Source organism: Mesorhizobium sp. B2-4-1, assembly GCF_006442185.1.
Classification (GTDB): domain Bacteria; phylum Pseudomonadota; class Alphaproteobacteria; order Rhizobiales; family Rhizobiaceae; genus Mesorhizobium.
On the sequence record NZ_VFVN01000003.1, the window covers coordinates 249,317 to 264,466 of the forward strand.

Here is a 15,150-nt window from a genome sequence, read left to right on the forward strand (position 1 = left end):
AGAAGATGATCGAAGCGTTCAGCAAGGCAGGCGGGTTCCGTCCAGCCGAGCGAATGCTGCGCAGCATGGGCTTCGACATCTCCGAGCGGACGCTACGGCGCGCGCTGGCCAACATGCCTTCAGCGACCGACGAGCCCTTCACGGTTGACGACGGCCCCGAGATCGACATCCAGGAACTGCTGGAGCGCCGGATAAAGGTCTTCGAGAAGAAGAACAAGCAGCGCGAGCACGACAAGCTGATCCCGGTCAGGATCAACATCGACGGCCCGGTCGGTCTCGGCTTCATGGGTGACCCACACATCGACAGCGACGGCTGCAACATCAAGCTGCTGCTCGAACACACCGAGATCTTCGACGGTCGCAACGAGGGCATGTTCGGCGCCTGTCTGGGCGACATGTGGAACAACTGGTCCGGCCGCCTCGCGCGCCTGTGGTCTGAGCAAACCACCGATGGCTCCGAAGCCCGCGCGCTGGTCGAATATTTCCTGAGCCGCGTTAACTGGATGTTCGTGATCTATGGCAACCACGACCTGTGGTCTGGTCACTCGAAGATCCTCGACCAGATGCTGGCCGGCAACGCGGGCGCTGCCCGTGACTGGCGCGCACGCGTTGGCCTCCGGTTCCCCAATGGCCGCACGGCGAAGATATACGGCGCGCACGGCTTCCCCGGCAATTCGATGTACCTGAAGAACTTCGGCGCCGTGAAAAAGGCTCTCTTCGACGGCCAGCACGACATCTACGTCTCAGGCCACATCCATTCGGCCGGCTACACGCTTGGCGCGCACCCGGGCGCCGAACGCGCCTTCCACGCGGTCCAGGTCGGCACCTACAAGGAGATCGACAGCTTCGGCGATGCGATCGGTGCGGAGAACCTCAATCTCTACACCTGTCCGGTCGCGCTGATCGACCCGTATGCCACGTCGCCCCTCAATTTCATCCGCTGGGAGTTCGATCCCGAGCAGGCAGTCGATCGTCTCGCGTGGATGCGGAAGCGTTGGTCTGAGGCTCGGTAATGCAGAAGTTCGCCGGTAGTGGTTTCGGTAGCAGCGGGGGCAGCAATGACCCCGACAGCTATTTCAGCGATGATATCGTTGAATTGGTGCTGGCCATCTCTGAGGGTCAGATCAAGGGGCTGAAGGACGGCACGGCCAAGAACTTCTACATCGGCGAAACTCCTCTTCTCAACGCCAACGGGGTGTCGAACTTTTCGGATTTCGAGCTCGACGTAAACGTGGGTTCGCCCCAGGGTGAGCTCATCGTCTTGTCCCTGGGTGGTCAGGCCACCAGCACGACCGTCAGCAGCTCCCTGGCCCAATTCGTACCGGTCGTGCGTCAGGGCTCCCAAGTCGACATCGACTGGCTCGAGTTGCGTCTGGTCATCAATCAGCTCCTCCGCACGAATGATGATGGCGTTCGGGCGCGCGAACTTGATCTGCAGATCGAGATCAAGCCCTCCGACAGCAACACCTGGATCAGCCCTGTCCTTTATGCCGAGGTTGGAACGACGGTCGAGGCGTACGAGAACAGCCTCAAAGTTGTCCATCGCAACGACATCCAATCAGCCGCGATCGCCGGTCGGACGCAGGTCGTGTATAACCAGGAGGCCGAACCGAACCCGACCTCCGTCGAGCGCGGCCTCGGCGCGGCTTACGGCAATCGCGTGTGGTGGATCGACACCGCCGGCGGTCAGTTCAATCCGAAGTTCTACTCGGACCAGGAGTTCTTCCTTCCTGACGGTCTTGTGCTGGACACCACGCCAGGCAAGCAGGTAGCCACGTTTGAGGACGCGAACTACATCGCGCTGGTCGACCCCTACCGGTCGGATATCACGCGCAAGATCTATTTCTGGGCGTCCGGCACGCCTGGCACCGCCCGTTTGGGCGATCTCTGGTACACTCCGGCCTCCGGTCGCCTCCTGTGGTTCAACGGCGCCGCCTGGGTCGCTACGCTGGCCCCGCAAGGGACGTACGACCCCACCGCTGGCAACAACGTCATCTCCACGAACGGCCAGCTCCACATCTTTGAGAAGATCACCTCCAACGCTGTGAAGGAAGTGCGGATCAAGGTCGATCGGATCGGCGTTCCCTACGACATACGGATTACCAAGCAGACGACGGACAGCAGCGACCTCGAAGACGATCGCACCGACGTCTCCTGGGAGAGTTTCCAGGAGGTGAAGGCCGAGCCGATGCTGTTCCCCAATCTGGCGACCGTTCGCCTGAAGGGCCGTGCCAGCGATCAGTTCTCCAGCCTGCCGGAATTCCAGGGTGTCTACGAGGGCCGTCTGATCAAGGTCCCCTCGAACTACGACCCCGTGACCCGCACCTTCGCCGGCCTTTGGGACGGCACCTGGAAGGTCGCCTACAGCAACAACCCGGCCTTCATCGGTTACGACCTGGTCGAGAACGACCGGTACGGCATGAGCGCTACCTATCCTGTCACGCTGGAGCCGTTCGACGTCTACGAGGCGGGGGTGTGGTGCGACCGCCGGCTCCCCACTGGCAAACCCCAGTTCACCTTCAACAGCCTCATCAAGGAGGCCCAGTCGCCGCGGGAGCTGGCGACCTACGTCTTCGGCGTGTTCGGCGGCCGGTTCTTCGACGACGGCAATGGCTATGGGCGCCTGCGCATCGACAATGACGCTCCTGCTGTCCACCTGTTCACCAAGGAGAACGTCAAGAGCGGCACCTTCAAATACTCCTATACGGAGATTGAGAGCCGCATCAACGACTACACGGTCTCCTTCAAGAACCCCGCGCTGTTTTATGCAGAAGACCGGCGCAGGGTTTACGACCAGCCGGCGATTGACACCTATGGCCGCGCGCCGGATGACTTTGTCGCCGTGGGTTGCAACAGCGCTGACGAGGCGGTCTATCGAGCCACCGTCAAGCTGCTGACCGACCAGACCGAGGTGGAAACAGTCACCTTCGAAACCGCCCGCGAAGGTCTCTATCTCGAGCCCTACGAAATCATCCTGGTCGCCGACGACACGATGGACGAGATCATCACCGGCCGTATCGCCGGTACCGATGGTCCCCGCCTCATCTATCTGCGCGACAACGTCTACCTGGAAGACGGTTTCGACTATGAGATCGTCATCAACCTGAACCAATTCGAGCTCGCCACGCTCTCGATCGACGTGATGTCCGTTGGCAGGGCCACGAAGATCCTCCAACTGGCCGAGGATCTTCCGCAGGGCATCCCGGATCAGGCCGTCTTCTCGATTGGCTCGAACGCCAAACCGTATCGCGTGCTCGCCATTGGAGAGGGCAGCGATGGTGAGGACGGCGAGAACGTCACCATCAGTGCGCTTGAGGTGAACCGGACGAAATATGCCGACGCCGCCGATGCCCCTGGAACGGTCGTCATCGACGTTCCGCAATTCCCTACTGACCTCTCCGCGGTCTCCAACGCGCGCATCACTCCTTGGACCGAGGTCCGCAATGGTCGCCCGGTCCAGAACCTGCGTGTTGAGTGGGACCCCCATCCGAACAAATGGGTGCGGACATATTCGATCAACTCCCGCTTCAATGACGACCAGTGGCAGTTCAACGGCGAGGTGAAGAACCCACGTTTCGAACTCTTCGACGTCAAGCAGGGGCGCTACATCTTCTCGATCCAGGCACTCGCCATGACAGGGCAGAAGTCTGTGGTCGCCTACGCAGACATCGACCTGAGCGGCGAGGTCCGCACGGTCGCCCCAGTCAAGAACCTGACCCTGGTCAACGAGACGGGCGTCGATGGGGCCCTGCATCTCTTCGACGACGTGCATGCCGATCTGCAATGGGAGCCGGGAGAGAGTGATCCTGCACTCGCCACCTATGGCGTGAAGCTGTTCAGCGACAGCGAGGAGCTTTTGCGATCAGCATCCGTTGGCGTGCCGGAGTTCACCTACACCACCGCGATGATGCGGAACGACGGTGGCCACCGTCAGGTGCGGGTGGAGATCACAGCCTACGATTTGTTTGGCAACCACTCGGTGCCCGTCTCGATGCTGATCAAGAACCCAGCCCCGGCGGCGCCCCTGGTCGCGGCCGACCGCGGCTTCGGTTCGGTTTCCTTCTCGTGGCCGATCTCTGGTCTCATTGACTATGTCGGCGCTCTGGTTTGGATCTCCGACCAGCCTGGGATAGTCCCTACCGCGCTCCCGCCCGACATGGATATCAACAGCAACACAGTGTCGGTGGCCGTAGAGAGCCAGGGCGTCTGCTACGCGGTGATCGCGCTCTACGACACGATGGGCAAGACCGAGCTGAATTACAGCCAGGAGGTCTTCGCCCAGTCCTACCAGACCGTGGATACGGAGCCGCCGGAAACCCCGACAGGGCTTGGACTGTCCTCGCGGATCGAGACGGTCGATGGCGTTGTGCAACGGATGATCCTGACGGCAGGCCTGGGCGCGGCGGTCGATGATGACTTTGCCTATTTCGATTTCGAGCTCAAGCAGAACAACGGCAACTGGGTCAGCTTCACCTCCAGCACGCCGACGTTCGAATGGACCGTGCTCCCCCTGCAAACCTACACGGTTCGTGCCTCGTCGGTCGACCAGTTCGGCAACCGCTCTGGTCATACTGCCGACCAGGCTTTGCTGACGCCTGAGTGCCCTGAGCTCGCCGACCTGATTAATTCCGGCTTGGGCGAGATCGAGGCGAACAAGATCCGGGTCTTCGGCGACACTATGGTGTCTGACTGGCGCAACCCTGGCGATCTGACCACGATCAACGGCGGGGCGGTGGGCACCGGCACGCTCACGGCCGACAAGGGCATCTTCGGCCAGCGCGGACTCCAGGTCGAGGACATCATCTTCGATTACAACAGCCCGAGCATCAACAAGGTCTCTTGGACTGCCGGCGTCGTGCGCTACACGGGCGACGACGGGAACACGGCCACGCGCAACATCGCAGCCGGCAGTGCCACCTGGACGACCGGCACGCTCTTCATCTGCTACACGAAGGACGCCACGGAGCTCACCGCCACCACCAACCCGCTGGCGGCCTTCGATCACGACGCAATCGTCGTGGCGACCTACAAGGGCGACAAGGCCCTGGACGGAAGCTATGGGCGCACGATCATCGACGGCGGGCAGCTGAAGACCGGGACGGTCATTGCCGACCAGGCACGGCTCAACTCGATCGACAGCGATGCCATCCAGTCGGACGCTGTGAAAGCTCGGCACATCGCCGCGGGCGAGATCACGGCCGATCACATCCAGGTCGGCACCGGCGGCAACTGGCTCGACAACGCCGATCTTAGCGCCGGTGTGACCAACTGGGTCCTGACTCGCACCGACACAGGCGTAACGGGTGCCATTCGCACCGATAGCCTTGCGCCAATCGGTGGCGCTCTGCAGATATACACCGGCGCCGCCGCCGGCGCGGCCGACTATGGATATTACATGGCGACCGGTGCATCCGGGGCGCTTAGATACTTTCCGGTCATCGCTGGCCAGAAGTATCAGTTCTCGGTCTACACCTACTCTCTCCGAACCCAGAACTTCGGGATGATCCGCTTCTTAAATGCGGCTGGTGCTGCCCTCTTGGACAGTCCTCTGCCCAAGTTTGGTCCTGATGTTCTGGATCCCGGCTTCAACCTTGGCAACTATCATCGTCCGTTTGTCATCGCCACCGCTCCTGCCGGCGCGGTCAAGGCGGTGATAATTATGGGATCGGATCCCAGAAGCTCCGGCACCGACTGCTATTGCTGGTTCGCGCGCCCGTTCTTTGGCGAGGCCCTTCCCCACCAGACCCAACCGTCGCCATGGAGCGTCGGCGGTGCGACCAAGATCGGCCCCGGCACGATCGAGACGGTCTCGCTGGCGGCAATCTCCGCGGTTCTTGGATCTGTCGACATCAGTGACGCCAATATTGGCACACTGCAGGTGGGTAGCGCCAACATCGCCAATCTCGCCGTCACCTCGACGAAGACGCAGTCCCTCGAGGTGACCAGATGACGGCGATCAACGTCTTGGTCGGCTACAGCGAGACGCACCTGTTCGCCGACACCGGCCATTATAACCAAGCGACGAAGAAGCTCGACCACCTGGCGCCGAAGGTTTTTCCGCTCCCGAACCATCAAGCCTTGCTGGCATGGTCCGGGCCGTCCGCGTTCGGGCCTGTGCTGGCGGAACTGTGCCGGGGCTCGCCCGAACCACTCATGATTGCCTTGCCGCGGATGATCGCCGGCCTCGGCATCCTGGCCAAATTCTCCGCCATCGTGGTCGGCGCCGGCTGGGGCATCGCGGTCGAGGAAGGCGGCAAGGTCCATCACCTTGCTCCTGGTTCCGTGGTCCGATCGATCACGGCCGAAAACCAACTCGATCCCAGTGACCTGCGGGGATCTGGCGTCCGCCTCATGGAGGAGCAGCGCCAATCATCGGGCGTGGTGTTCGGCGAGTGTCAATACTGGCACCTCACGTCCCAGCAATGCACGATGCAAGTCCTGCATGACTGGCGCGATCGGCCATCGCTAATCAGGGGAGCTTTGTCGACCGCGGCCAAAATTGCCAATCTTACGGTAGACAAGCTCAATGTCGCACCCAATGCCGTCACCAAGATTGCCACAGGCACGACAACGATCACCTCGGGCGGTGACGGCAGTTACCCCAACATCATCTGGATCATAATCAACTGCGTGTATCACGGCACGCGGGTCGACTCCTCCGGAGTGCTCAATGTTTTCACCAAACGTTCGCCCAGCAATGAAGTAGTTGGCGGTAGCTCAAAGGGCTTTAGTGGTAATGGAGATCAGCCGGCGATCGTCAAAGTAAATGCGGTCGATGTAGGTATGGCGGCAAACCAGCAGTATTCGATTTCTACAAACTTTAACTTTTCCGGATCGAATGCCACTTGCACGATCAACTCGATCACCACCGAACTGTTTTACACGGTGAAGTGAGATGGCGAAGATCGCAAACCTCGATGTCGATACCATCAAGATCGGCAATGCCGCGCTGACTGGTGCTGGCCAGTCGAGTTTTTCCTATTTCCCGTCGACCGTGAATGCATCTATTCCGATATCGAACCCGAGTGGCAACCCGATAACCCTCTATTGGAACGCCAATGGGACATGCGCCAGTGGTGCGTCTTCCAGCCGAGACCGCACGGCATCGGTGACTTTTTCCGTCATGCGTGGCGCTACGACGTTCTATAGCAATAGCGTAGTAAGAACGGCCATCGGGGATACTGGTGTGCAGCTGGCATGGAGTGGCGCGGTCTACGATCCCACCCCCGGAACATCTCCTGTCTACTCCACAACAGGTGCGGCCGGTTCGACCTCTCCGGGTGTCGCGACTCTGACCGGAATGCTCATGGCCGTGTATTTCAAGAAGTAGGGGACCATGGCCAAGATCGCCGATCTGAACGTCACCACAATCACCATCAAGGATGGTTCGATCACGCAGTTCTGCGCGCCCTATAGCGGCGCCCTGGGCACTAACCGCTATATCAACGTGGTCTTCGACGCCTATTCCACGCCAGCGCTGATCTTCGCCAGGACGACGGCAGGAACAGCAAATCTCTACTACGATCTTGGTGGACCCAACCAGGAGCTGATTTTCTCATTCGTCGACAACAAATGCGGCGTGGTGGGAGACTCCCGTCCAGCCGGGACGGCGGTCTACGCGCTATCTGGCGGTACGGGGACGATCACTGGTGCGCTCATGAGGTATCGATGATGACCTATCGGATCACTTATACAAGCGGCATCGAAGTCGATGTCGAGGCGTCTCGCATCGAGGACGACGGCATCTCAACCAAACTGTTTCGCGATGACGGCTCGGTGGCGCTTTGGGTCACCGATTGCGAAATAGTTTGCTGCGCGCCGGTCGGTGATTTTGCACCTGATGTATTCGACGTTGGGGAGACGCAGCAAGGCGTCGTCCTGTTGAACGAAGCCGGTGAGGTGCTCGCCGCTTACCGAAATTATCAATGAAGAGGAGTTCAAAATGAGCACGATTGCCCTGCAACCTTTGACCCCATTTTTATGTTTCCTTCGACATGAAACGTAACAAGGGTATCATCGCCTACGGCACCGACGAGGACCGCGCCAAGCTCGCGGTTCTCTCCAGCCTGTCAGGCAAAACAGCCTCCGACTGGATTGTCCAGGAGGTCCGGAAACAATACGCCGCGGCTTTCGGCGAGACACCTCCTGAGCGCATCATAGCGCAGCAGTAGCACCGAACAAAACCTTGCGTCCGGCCTTATATTGGCTGGAGGTTTTCAGGGTATGTTCATGTCTTCAGAAGAGCTCAAAGGTGTTGTCGTCAACGGCAAGGTCATCTCGGCCATTGTCGGCTGCATCAGTATCATCGGTGTGCTCTTCAGCTCGGTCGGCTATGTGACCTATCAAGGCTTCGAGCTCACCCAGGCCAAGGAAGACCTTGCCAAACTGGAGACGAAAGTCGACACCCAGGTGGCCAAGCTTCAGGCCCAACTCGAGGCCTCAAATCAACAGAGCCGTCAGGACTTCAAGCAGATCCTGGACCAGGTTCAAAACCTGACCGGTGAGGTCACCAAGCTGACGATCGCGGTGGGCAACGTCCAATACAAACAGGACAACACCCCTCCCAAGCAGTGATGCACAGCGCAGCACAGCTGGCCAAACACCAGCTGGCTCCGGCCCCATATAGGGGCCATGAAGACGCGACTACACCCTGACTGGAAGAAGAAGCTGCGACACGCCTGGAGCGTGCGCTTCATCGCGCTCGCTGCCGTCCTGGCGGGCATGGAGGCGATGCTCCCGTATCTGCCGGCCTTCCTGACGCTCTCACCACAGGTGATGGGCGTCCTCACGGGTCTGGTCGTGGCCGGGGCCTTCATCAGCAACGTCTTCGTCAGCCAAAAGGTTTTCCGGGATGCCGATTAACAAGATCAAATCGTCCGGCCGCGCCAAGGCCGCCATCGCAGCTGTGTTGGCGATCTCCACCATGGCCAGCGGGGTCCTGATGGCCAAGAAGCCCGGTGAGGAGCCCATGCCGGCTGCCGTCACCCTGGCGGTGGACAATGCCATCATGCCGTGGGAGGGCCTGGTGCTTGCCTCGCACTGGGACAAGTTTTCGAAGCGGTATGACATCTGCCACGGTGATACGCTGATCAACGGCAAGCCCGTGGTCCCTGGTATGCGTTTTACCAAGGAAGAATGCTACGAGATCCTGCTCCGGCGCGTCTACAACGACTATTACAAGCCGCTGACGAAGTGCATCGCTGACTTCGACAAGAAGCCGATCACGCTCCAGGCGATGCTGATCTCCGGCGCCTACAATTTCGGCCCGAACGGCACCGCCAAGAAGCCTGGTGTCTGTCAGTCGACGGCTGCCCGATTGACCCGCCAGGGCGACTACCACGCTGCCTGTCTGGCGATGACCGTCTACAACAAGGCCGGCGGCAAGGTCGTTAAGGGCCTCGTCAACCGCCGCGAGATGGGCGATGCCCAGCGCATAGGTGAGGCTGAACTCTGCGTGTCGGGGCTCTGATGCCGACCTGGTTGTCACTCCTGCTGCTCCGCGCCGCCGTCTGTGTTGGCATCTTCCTGGTCGGCGTCGGCTACGGCTGGACGAAATTCGAGAAGGCGGCCGAGATCGCCGGACTTAAAACCCAGATCACGCAGCTGCAAACCAACATCGCGATCCTTGAGGCCGACTCCAGCCAGGCTGTGGTCGATGCCGAGAAGCTCGCCCAATACGACAAGAACACAAAGGAGCAGCGTGATGCAATCACGCCTAAGCCGCGCACTACCTGTTTTGATGGTGATGCTGCTGACCGGCTGCGCAACCTCTGGAAAGGTTGAGCTGCCCAACGTCCCCGAGGACATTCGTCACTGCTTCGACAAGGAGGTCGGGCCGTTCCCGGCCGGCGTGTCGATCGACGACCTGATGGTCTTCGACAAGATCGACGAGTTCATCCGCTCGGACAAGACCAAGTCGGCCTGCGGGAAGCGCCTGATCGCGATCGTGGATGCGGCCCACGATCCGAAGATCCTGGCCAAGCTGTTGCGCGAGACTCCGCCACGCACTAAATAGGTCTTCCTATAGTATCGGGGGGCCCATGAAGAAGCTTATCGTCGCAGTCGCCATTCTCGCCGCGGGCACGGGCCTCGCGTTCGCCGTCAAAGGATCTGGGCCGACCCAGCAGCAGATCGAGGATGGTATAGCCGGCACCTGGAACGTCCAGCAGGTGGCCTCGTCCTCCTGGGACGATGACAAGCTGATGGTCCTGGTCTCCTGGAAGGATCTCACGAAGGGCAACTCGGCTGCGGACCAGCTCTGCCAGACCTTCCCCGTCAGCTCGATCGTCTGGGACGACAAGCTGGGCGAGCCTCACTCACACCACTGCAAGTGAAAAGGGCTGATCAGAGAAGACTTAGCTCTGGGTCGCTCATCGTTCTACTATCAACCACTAAAACAATGGCGGGGGTTCCCCCGATTGGATCGGCAGGCCTGAAGTAACGCTTCTTCACTGAGTGCATTTTCTGACCGGTCGAGTAGGGCGGAAGCATAATTACATCACCGATGTTGGGGATGTCTCCGAAATCGGATGCTAGATGACTTTCACTGTAATGGAGATGGCCGTGCTCATCCTCAGTGAAAAAAGCTAGGGTGACGGGTTTGTTGGGCATTTCTATCTGTTGCCTGTTTAGGGATTGTTTCGAGCCATACCTGCTAAACCCCCAATTGAAAAGGGCCGCTGACGCGGCCCTTCCATTTCTCACTTGTTGAAGTCGACGGGACACGCCCCGCCGGCGCAGTCGATGTGGACCTTGTCTACGTCCTCGGCCATCTGCTCGTTGATGGACGCCACGATCGCCTCGTAGCGCGCCTTGGTGAGCGGCTCCTCCGGCTGGTACTCGTAGGACAGGGTGTCGACCTGGGGCAGGACCGACACGGCGCGCACCAGATCGATGTTGCGGTCCATGACCTTCGAGTATTCCTTGAAGCTGACCTTCTTGGGATCGTATTTGAGGGTGTAGGAGACCTGGTTGCCGCCCTCGCGGCCGATCCAGAACGTCTCAAGCAGGCGGAGCCAGCGGAACTGCTCCTCCATCGTGGCCTCGCCGGCCGTGGTGACCTCTGGCATACCCATGCTGCAGATGACCGGCGCCGTGGGGAAGCCGATGATCGTCGTACCCTTGTAGCTCTGGAGCTCGCGGGTGGGGTATCCCTTGGCGGCGTACTCGGCCACCAGCGGGTCGTCAGAGCGGAACTGCACCCAGCGGAGGTATTCCCGCAGCGGAGGCAGGTGAGCGCCCTCGGTGAGGCCAAACAGCTTGCTGGTCGTGCCGGCGGGCTTGATGGTCCTGCGCGTGTGGGGGAACGCCACGCCGAGATCCGCGCAATAGGTGCCGGCCTCTTCGTCGACGATGTTGGCCAGCTCCTTCATGCGGAGCCAAAACGGCATCGAGCGGATGCTGGGCGCCGTCATTTGGTTGCCGTTGGCATCCTGGATCTGGATGCCGTCACCATCCATGGCGATCAGATCCTTGAAGGTCAGCCCGTACCGCTTCCAGGCCCACTCCAGGATGCCCGTCAACGAGACACCGATGCGGTTCGTGCGCGTGACCTCCTGCTGGTAGATGGAGGGCATCAGGTTGGTTCGGATAAGGGCGCGGGAGATATGGCGCACCGCCTGTTCTTCCTCCCGGCTGTCGCCGGCATGGAAGAGGGCCAGGTCGCCGATCACGCAGAAGCCGCCCAGGATGAAGAGGACGATCTCACCGCAGGGGTTAACGATGAACTGATAGGGGTGATCGATGATGAGCTCGGCCAGGGCGAGCTGCATCTCGCGCATGACGTCGCCACCGAACTTGGCGAATGGGTAGACCAGATAGCGGTCGATGTCGGCCTTGTTGGCAGTGAGCTTCGAGACGTTGAGGAAGCCGGTCTCGCCAGTCTTGTCGTGGTACTGGCGGCGCTGCATCTGGGCGTTGAGGATGTAGGCCTTCTGCTCGAGCCCGGTCAGGGCAATGCCGTTACGCAGCATGTGCCTGGCCCTGCGGAGGCACTCGTAGAACTCGTCGTCGACCGCCACGGAGTTGTTGGAGGACCAGAGGAACGAGCCGTATTGCGGGAGGCCCGCCATAGCGTCGACCTCGTCCCAGCTCCGGCCAAGGAACTCGATCGGCCGCTTCAGGTCGATGAACTCGAGGATGTCCTTGTCTTTCCAGAACTTGGTCGCTATGCGCGCAGCACGGCGGGCGCCGCCGACGAGAACGCATTCGGCCAGATAGTGGTCGGCGAACATCGCAGCCTTCCAGCTGGCTATGTTCAGGCCACGCAGGCGAGCCACATTGGCGATGGCACCCATGAGCGGGCCCGGGCCGGAGGCCGGCCGGTTCTGCATGCCCTTGATCGGCTCACCGAAGCCGCGAACCTCGGTGAAGTCGAGGATGAGGACGTGCTCGGTCAGGCCCTTGTAGGTGGCGACCTCGATCTCCTCGACGGACTTCGCCCAACCCTCACGGCTGTCGCCGACCATGTGGTAGATCGTCTTCTCGCCGGCATAGAGGTGCATGGCCTCGCGCGGGGTCATGTAGCCGGTGATCCGGCCAGAGAGGACGTCGGGGTGGGTGTTGTCGATCACGCAGACCACGCGGGGCTGCTTGGTCCAATCGACCAGCATCAGGGCGTCGTCGTAGCTCGATCCCACGCCGGAGCCCGAGAGCAGCAGCTGGAAGGTCATGGCGCGGAACATCGCGGTGGAGCAGTTGGTGAAGACCTCCATCGGGCGGTCCTTCTGCCGGATGTCGCCGTGCTGGAGATGCCGGCCGGACATCAGGATTGTTCCCTGCGCGATATGGTAGTTGAGCGGATCCAGGTCGTAGCAGTGTGGGTCGAGTGAGGCGTTGCCCTCGGCCACGCGTAGGGCGACGTCAGCCCAGGTCTCGCGCCGGGTGTCCGGCTTGCAGCCCATAAATGGTGCTTTGGGATCGTCGACGATCTTAATCAGGGGGAAGGTAAGGCTCAACGCAGACCACCAGGCTTTGTAGTCGGGGTCTTGTGGGTTGAGGTGGGAGCTCTTCCGATCGGCAAGGCGGGCCTTGGCTTCGTCGGTGAGAATGAGACGGGCGACAGTGCGTTCTGCCACACCCTGGCCCATTCCTGGCAAGAAATCTCGGGACATAAAAAACCTCTCAGTTCGGTAGGAACTGAGAGGTAGGAAATCAAAATCTTGTATGTGAGTGATGCGTTTTGCTCACCCTATAGTATCAGAACTTTTTGCCGTGGATGCCCTTGCGGTGTTCGACGGTGTGGTCCTTCCTGACCTTGTTGAAGGCCGTCTTCTCATGATAGGCGCCGTTCAGGTCGTAGTTCCATTTGCGAGCGTACTCCTGGATGCGCTCCAGCGTGTTGTAGAGCTGCTCGCCAATCGCCTTCTTGATCTCGGGGAAATAATCGCCGTCGTTCGCGCAGAAATCCCCCAGCTCCGCGACCATCTTCGAGATATCGAAGAGAGCTGCACCCTTGTTGTCAGACAACGGGTAGTCGGGGTCGTTGTTGCCCTGCCGGATGTCGTAGCCATACGCGCCGGCGAAGTCACCCAGCCGGATGACGGCGTCGACCAGCTCGACCTCGGCCGCGGGGCGATGAGGCAGCTTGTCGTCCATCAGGTTCTTGCGCTCGCCTTCCATCGCCTCGGCGATCTCGGAAACGACGAGCATCAGCAGCTCGTCCTTTTCGCGGTCAAGGCGCGCGCCGGTCTCCAGATCGTGCCACCATTTGGCGTTGTTCTGGTGGCATTCGTAGGCGAGTTGGTTGTAAGAAAGTCCGTTGATCATTCGAAGCCTCGTTTGATAAGCGCTGCCACCACAATGCCTGTCCAGGCACCGGCGGCGAGCGCGGGGTTCTGCATGTCGAAGGGGGAGGGAAAGGTGAGCCACAGGCCGTACGCGATGACGCCGGCCAGTGGGGGCACCACGATCATGGCGATGAGCGCCGTAATCGTGGTGAAGATCTCAACGACCTTGTTCACAGCGGCGGATTGTACGGCCAGGGTGGGAAGCTGCCGTCCATCGCGACGAAGCCGTCGAAGGCGACCGAGCCCTCCACGATGGGGATCTCCGTGCCGATCGGCGCGTCGTTGACGGGCGGTTCGCCCATCAGGTTCCGCACGGTCTCTTCCGAGATCTCATCCAAGGCGATTGTGACCTTGAGCTCGTCCTGCTGGCGCTGACGGAGACGCTCCTTGTGGACCGCCTTCAGGCGCTCGACCCATTCCTCTCCCTGGTGCAGGAGATCGGCCTCGACCGGCGAGTGCCGGCGGTTGTCGATCAGCGTGCCGTGGGCCGCTGCGTCGATCAGGATCGTGCAGCACGCCATGACGGCGCCCAGGTTCTTGACCAGGGTGTCGCGGGTCAGTTCCTCGCCGACCTTGTAGAGCTCCAGATGCCTGAGCGCTGCCTCGACATAGGTCATTGCCTCGACCTGGGTGTCGCGCCAGTTGTGGGGGTCGTACTTCAGGAGACCGTCGTAGAGGGCCTCCATGCAGGCGAGCTTGGCCGAGAGCGGGAAGTAGCCGAGCGGTGGCTTCTTGTCGCCGAAGGCTTGCTTGGGATTAGACATCAGAGCACCTCCGCCAGAGTGTCGATCCAGGTGACCATGTCGTCCCCGATCTCGTGGGGGTTCACGACGAATGCCCTGTGGGCCCCGATCTCGTGCTTCCTGTTGTGGGGCCGTCGCAAGATGAACGTCTTGTGACCAGCGGCTTGACCGATGAGGGCGTTCTTGTAGTTGTCCTCGATCCAGATGCCAGGGCGCAGAACCTCAAGCCACTGGGACTTGGACTGGCCGAGAGGCAGGCAGATCACACGCGGAAAGACATCGCCGAAGCAGTCCCTGAGGTTCTTGACCCGGAGATCAACAATGTTTGGATCGTCCGAGCAGCTGGTGAGGACCGTCAGGGTGTGTCCCTCGTCCTTCAGTTGCCTGACCATTTCCAGAGCGTCATCGTACGGCTTCAGCTGACCGAAGGCCGGGGACGAGTTGAAGACCTCGATCAAGCGGAGCGTTGCCGCGTCTTCGATACCAATCCACTCAGCCATGGACCAATCACGCGGCCTTGGCTCGGCAGGTGCATGTCCAATCCCCACGAGGAAATCGCGGAAACCCCCGACCCAGTCGAGCAGTACGTCGTCGCAATCAAAGATGAAGTGCTTCATGGC

18 protein-coding genes are annotated in these 15,150 nt (G+C 60.6%); 13 read left to right on the forward strand and 5 right to left on the reverse strand.

The window, feature by feature from the left end:
* Window positions 1–5: 5 nt before the first annotated feature.
* From FJ949_RS09695 to FJ949_RS09750, 13 genes are all read left to right on the forward strand, one after another.
* Complete coding sequence (locus FJ949_RS09695; protein ID WP_140495512.1) at window positions 6–1,013, forward strand: hypothetical protein; 1,008 nt, start codon at window positions 6–8, stop codon at window positions 1,011–1,013.
* Window positions 1,013–5,950 carry a phage tail protein gene (locus FJ949_RS09700; protein WP_140495513.1) on the forward strand — a complete coding sequence of 1,646 codons (4,938 nt, stop codon included), beginning with the start codon at window positions 1,013–1,015 and terminating at the stop codon, window positions 5,948–5,950. Before FJ949_RS09695 ends, FJ949_RS09700 begins: the two co-directional genes overlap by 1 nt.
* A complete protein-coding gene (locus tag FJ949_RS09705; protein WP_140495514.1) occupies window positions 5,947–6,894 on the forward strand; it encodes a hypothetical protein in 948 nt (315 codons plus the stop codon). The genes FJ949_RS09700 and FJ949_RS09705 overlap by 4 nt, the downstream gene beginning before the upstream one ends.
* 1 nt (window position 6,895) lies before the next feature.
* Window positions 6,896–7,330 (forward strand): hypothetical protein, encoded by a 435-nt coding sequence (locus tag FJ949_RS09710; RefSeq protein WP_140495515.1) that lies wholly within the window; start codon window positions 6,896–6,898, stop codon window positions 7,328–7,330.
* Window positions 7,331–7,336: 6 nt separating this feature from the next.
* Complete coding sequence (locus FJ949_RS09715) at window positions 7,337–7,672, forward strand: hypothetical protein (RefSeq protein WP_140495516.1); 336 nt, start codon at window positions 7,337–7,339, stop codon at window positions 7,670–7,672.
* The gene (locus FJ949_RS09720) at window positions 7,669–7,929 is read left to right on the forward strand and encodes a hypothetical protein (RefSeq protein WP_140495517.1); all 261 of its coding nucleotides are present in this window, start codon (window positions 7,669–7,671) and stop codon (window positions 7,927–7,929) included. The genes FJ949_RS09715 and FJ949_RS09720 overlap by 4 nt, the downstream gene beginning before the upstream one ends.
* 65 nt (window positions 7,930–7,994) lie before the next feature.
* A complete protein-coding gene (locus FJ949_RS30290) occupies window positions 7,995–8,171 on the forward strand; it encodes a hypothetical protein (protein ID WP_181173124.1) in 177 nt (58 codons plus the stop codon).
* A 58-nt stretch (window positions 8,172–8,229) separates the two neighbouring features.
* Window positions 8,230–8,574 (forward strand): spore coat protein, encoded by a 345-nt coding sequence (locus FJ949_RS09725; RefSeq protein WP_140495518.1) that lies wholly within the window; start codon window positions 8,230–8,232, stop codon window positions 8,572–8,574.
* A 57-nt stretch (window positions 8,575–8,631) separates the two neighbouring features.
* Entirely contained in the window at window positions 8,632–8,862 is a 231-nt protein-coding gene (locus FJ949_RS09730; protein ID WP_140495519.1) for a hypothetical protein, read from the forward strand.
* Entirely contained in the window at window positions 8,852–9,469 is a 618-nt protein-coding gene (locus FJ949_RS09735) for a lysozyme (RefSeq protein ID WP_140495520.1), read from the forward strand. The genes FJ949_RS09730 and FJ949_RS09735 overlap by 11 nt, the downstream gene beginning before the upstream one ends.
* On the forward strand, window positions 9,469–9,783 hold the full coding sequence (locus FJ949_RS09740) for a hypothetical protein (protein ID WP_140495521.1): 315 nt from the start codon (window positions 9,469–9,471) through the stop codon (window positions 9,781–9,783). Before FJ949_RS09735 ends, FJ949_RS09740 begins: the two co-directional genes overlap by 1 nt.
* The gene (locus tag FJ949_RS09745; RefSeq protein WP_140495522.1) at window positions 9,746–10,015 is read left to right on the forward strand and encodes a hypothetical protein; all 270 of its coding nucleotides are present in this window, start codon (window positions 9,746–9,748) and stop codon (window positions 10,013–10,015) included. Before FJ949_RS09740 ends, FJ949_RS09745 begins: the two co-directional genes overlap by 38 nt.
* Window positions 10,016–10,040: 25 nt before the next feature.
* Window positions 10,041–10,334, forward strand: coding sequence for a hypothetical protein (locus tag FJ949_RS09750; RefSeq protein WP_140495523.1), 294 nt, complete (start codon window positions 10,041–10,043; stop codon window positions 10,332–10,334).
* A gap of 366 nt (window positions 10,335–10,700) precedes the next feature.
* Here FJ949_RS09750 and FJ949_RS09755 read toward each other — a convergent pair whose 3' ends face one another.
* From FJ949_RS09755 to FJ949_RS09775, 5 genes are all read right to left on the reverse strand, one after another.
* Complete coding sequence (locus FJ949_RS09755; RefSeq protein WP_140495524.1) at window positions 10,701–13,076, reverse strand: ribonucleoside-diphosphate reductase; 2,376 nt, start codon at window positions 13,074–13,076, stop codon at window positions 10,701–10,703.
* Window positions 13,077–13,197: 121 nt separating this feature from the next.
* The gene (locus FJ949_RS09760) at window positions 13,198–13,767 is read right to left on the reverse strand and encodes a hypothetical protein (protein WP_140495525.1); all 570 of its coding nucleotides are present in this window, start codon (window positions 13,765–13,767) and stop codon (window positions 13,198–13,200) included.
* Window positions 13,764–13,961: a hypothetical protein gene (locus FJ949_RS09765; RefSeq protein WP_140495526.1), complete on the reverse strand. Its 198-nt coding sequence runs from the start codon at window positions 13,959–13,961 to the stop codon at window positions 13,764–13,766. The genes FJ949_RS09760 and FJ949_RS09765 overlap by 4 nt, the downstream gene beginning before the upstream one ends.
* The gene (locus tag FJ949_RS09770; RefSeq protein ID WP_140495527.1) at window positions 13,958–14,551 is read right to left on the reverse strand and encodes a dATP/dGTP diphosphohydrolase domain-containing protein; all 594 of its coding nucleotides are present in this window, start codon (window positions 14,549–14,551) and stop codon (window positions 13,958–13,960) included. Before FJ949_RS09770 ends, FJ949_RS09765 begins: the two co-directional genes overlap by 4 nt.
* The gene (locus FJ949_RS09775; RefSeq protein ID WP_181173126.1) at window positions 14,551–15,147 is read right to left on the reverse strand and encodes a hypothetical protein; all 597 of its coding nucleotides are present in this window, start codon (window positions 15,145–15,147) and stop codon (window positions 14,551–14,553) included. The genes FJ949_RS09770 and FJ949_RS09775 overlap by 1 nt, the downstream gene beginning before the upstream one ends.
* Window positions 15,148–15,150: the final 3 nt, after the last annotated feature.